This window comes from Halomonas sp. SL1 (genome assembly GCF_003030865.2).
Taxonomy (GTDB): Bacteria; Pseudomonadota; Gammaproteobacteria; order Pseudomonadales; family Halomonadaceae; genus Halomonas; species Halomonas halophila.
Genome location: NZ_PYUQ02000037.1, coordinates 1 through 2,643, shown reverse-complemented (window position 1 = coordinate 2,643; position 2,643 = coordinate 1). Strand labels below are relative to the sequence as shown.

The 2,643-nt window shown below is 66.3% G+C and carries 3 protein-coding genes and 1 tRNA gene; all 4 read right to left on the bottom strand.

All coding sequences use genetic code 11. From position 1 onward, the window contains the following. Positions 1 to 36: 36 nt before the first annotated feature. The 4 genes from pth to C9J49_RS16830 all read right to left on the bottom strand — a co-directional run bounded on the left by pth (position 37) and on the right by C9J49_RS16830 (position 2,643). Positions 37 to 621 carry an aminoacyl-tRNA hydrolase gene (gene pth, locus C9J49_RS16845; protein WP_035597805.1) on the bottom strand — a complete coding sequence of 195 codons (585 nt, stop codon included), beginning with the start codon at positions 619 to 621 and terminating at the stop codon, positions 37 to 39. A gap of 154 nt (positions 622 to 775) precedes the next feature. Beyond that, positions 776 to 1,444: a 50S ribosomal protein L25/general stress protein Ctc gene (locus C9J49_RS16840; protein ID WP_046079819.1), complete on the bottom strand. Its 669-nt coding sequence runs from the start codon at positions 1,442 to 1,444 to the stop codon at positions 776 to 778. Between the two features lie 121 nt (positions 1,445 to 1,565). Continuing rightward, positions 1,566 to 2,507 (bottom strand): ribose-phosphate pyrophosphokinase, encoded by a 942-nt coding sequence (locus C9J49_RS16835; protein WP_173834965.1) that lies wholly within the window; start codon positions 2,505 to 2,507, stop codon positions 1,566 to 1,568. Positions 2,508 to 2,568: 61 nt separating this feature from the next. Beyond that, positions 2,569 to 2,643: transfer RNA gene (locus C9J49_RS16830), tRNA-Gln, on the bottom strand.

Sequence of the window (2,643 nt, the reverse complement as noted above, 5' to 3'; positions counted from 1 at the left end):
GGAGCACATTAGCAAATCCGACTTTTCGGACAAAACCTAGGGCTTGAAGCTGTGCAGCCGCTGCATGGCCTTCGTCCAGTCGCCGCTCACGGCCTGGGGCAGGGTGGCCAGGCACTCGTCGATGGCGGCATCGATGGCGCCGCGCTCGGCCTTGCCGGGGCGCCCCAGCACGTAGTTGGTCACCTGGCGGGCGTCGCCGGGGTGGCCGATGCCGATGCGCAGGCGATGGAAGCCCTTGTCGTTGCCCAGGGCCTGGATGATGTCGCGCAGGCCGTTGTGGCCGCCGTGGCCGCCGCCGGTCTTGTAGCGGGCGGTGCCGGGATCCAGGTCGAGCTCGTCGTGGGCCACCAGCAGCTCGTCGGGGGCGAGCTTGAAGAACTTCGCCATCGCCGCCACGGCGCCGCCGCTGCGATTCATGAAGGTGGTGGGCTCGAGCAGGTGTAGCTCTTGCCCGTCGAGATGGATGCGGGCGTAGCGGCCGAGGAACTTCTTCTCCGCGCGCAGTTCGCCGCCGGCCCGTCGCAGCAGGGCCTCCAGCAGCCAGGCCCCGGCGTTGTGGCGGGTGGCCTCGTACTCGGCGCCGGGGTTGGCCAGTCCGATGATGGCTTTGACCTGACTCATCTTCACTGCCTCCAAACAGTCATCCGGAACGGTGTGGCGCGGCTCCGCGTGGGGCTTGCAGCGGCTGGCGGGCCACAAAAAAAATCAAGCGCCGGAGCGCTTGATCGGAAGGACGCGGGCCGCGCCGATGGCGCGGCCCTGAACAGTGCCGGACTTACTCGGCGCTGTCCTCGCCTTCGGCGGACTCGCCCTTGTCGGCTTGGCCTTCTTCGGCCTCTTCGCCTTCTTCGGCCTCGCTGCTGACCTTGGCGGCGGTGATGCTCAGGATGGCCTGGTCATGGTCTTCGCCGTGAGACAGCTCGACCGAGGTGACGCCGGCCGGCAGGTTCAGGTCGGAGAGGTGCAGGGTGGTACCCAGGGCGACGTCGGCGACGTCGATTTCCAGGTAGTCCGGCAGGTCCTTCGGCAGGCAGCTCACTTCGACCTCGTTGGCCAGGACGTGCAGTTCGCCGTCCTGGTCCTTGATGCTCGGCGCGGTCTCGGCGTTCACCACGTGCAGCGGTACGCGCATGGTGATGGCGTGAGTGGCGTCGACGCGCATGAAGTCAGCGTGGGTCACCAGCGGCTTGTACGGGTGACGCTGCAGGTCGCGGACCACGACCTGGTGCGGCTTGCCGTCCAGCTCGAGGTTGATCACGGACGCGAAGAACGCCTCGTCCTCGAGCGCCTTGTAGAAGGCGGTCTTGTCGACGGCGATCGGCTGCGGGGCCTGCTCACCACCGTAGATGATGGCCGGCACCTGCTCGTTCGCACGACGCAGGCGGCGGCTCGCACCTTTCCCCAGGTCGTTGCGGACGTTGGCTGTGAGAGTGTATTCGGACATGATGTTGCCTCTTGATAGAAAGTGAGGAAACCACCGGTGCCCGCGACCAGGCTGACGGCGGTTCCCATCGCCCCGGCGAACCGGGGAGCGTTATCCGCGCGATGCGCTGACGACGGTGTCGTCAGTGGAACATGGCGCTGACGGATTCCTCGTTGCTGACCCGGCGGATCGCCTCGGCGATGAGGCCGGCCACGCTCAGCTGGCGGATCTTGCCGCTGCGGCGGGCGGTTTCGGTCAGCGGGATGGTGTCGGTGACGACCAGTTCATCGAGCACCGAGCCGGTGATGTTGTCGACGGCCGGGCCGGACAGGATCGGGTGAGTGGCGTAGGCCACCACGCGGCGGGCGCCGTGTTCCTTGAGCGCCTCGCCGGCCTTGCACAGGGTGCCGGCGGTATCGATCATGTCGTCGACCACCACGCAGGTGCGGTCCTGGATATCGCCGATGATGTGCATCACCTGGGCCTGGTTGGCCTGGGGGCGACGCTTGTCGATGATCGCCAGGTCGGCGTTGAGCTGCTTGGCGATGGCACGGGCGCGAACCACGCCGCCCACGTCGGGCGAGACCACCACCAGGTCGTCGTAGTTCTGGCGCTCGATGTCGTCGAGCAGGATCGGCGAGCCGTAGACGTTGTCCACCGGCACGTCGAAGAAGCCCTGGATCTGGTCGGCATGGAGATCCATGGTCATGACGCGGTCGACGCCGGCCTTGACCATGATGTCGGCGACCAGCTTGGCCGAGATCGGCACGCGGGCGGAGCGGACGCGACGGTCCTGACGGGCATAGCCGAAGTAGGGCACCACGGCGGTGACACGCGTGGCGGAGGCCCGGCGCAGGGCGTCCACCATCAGCACCATTTCCATCAGGTTGTCGTTGGTCGGGGCACAGGTGGGCTGCAGGACGAAAACGTCCTTGCCGCGCACGTTCTCGTTGATCTCGACCGCAACTTCGCCGTCACTGAACTGGCCGACCGTTGCGTTGCCGAGCCGGGTATCCAGGCTCTCGGCAACCTTCTGGGCGAGTTCGGGATTGGCGTTCCCGGCGAAAACCATCAATTTAGACACGCGCAGCCACCTTTGCAGTGTTGGGTCATCAGGGTTTGGGTCGGATGTTCGGGAAGGGATATGGCTGGGGTAGCAGGATTCGAACCTGCGCATGCCGATACCAAAAACCGGTGCCTTACCGCTTGGCTATACCCCA

Bases quoted from the DNA above. Each gene is read 5' to 3' on its own strand.
- pth (WP_035597805.1), bottom strand. From the start codon at position 621: ATGAGTCAGGTCAAAGCCATCATCGGACTGGCCAACCCCGGCGCCGAG.
- C9J49_RS16840 (WP_046079819.1), bottom strand. From the start codon at position 1,444: ATGTCCGAATACACTCTCACAGCCAACGTCCGCAACGACCTGGGGAAA.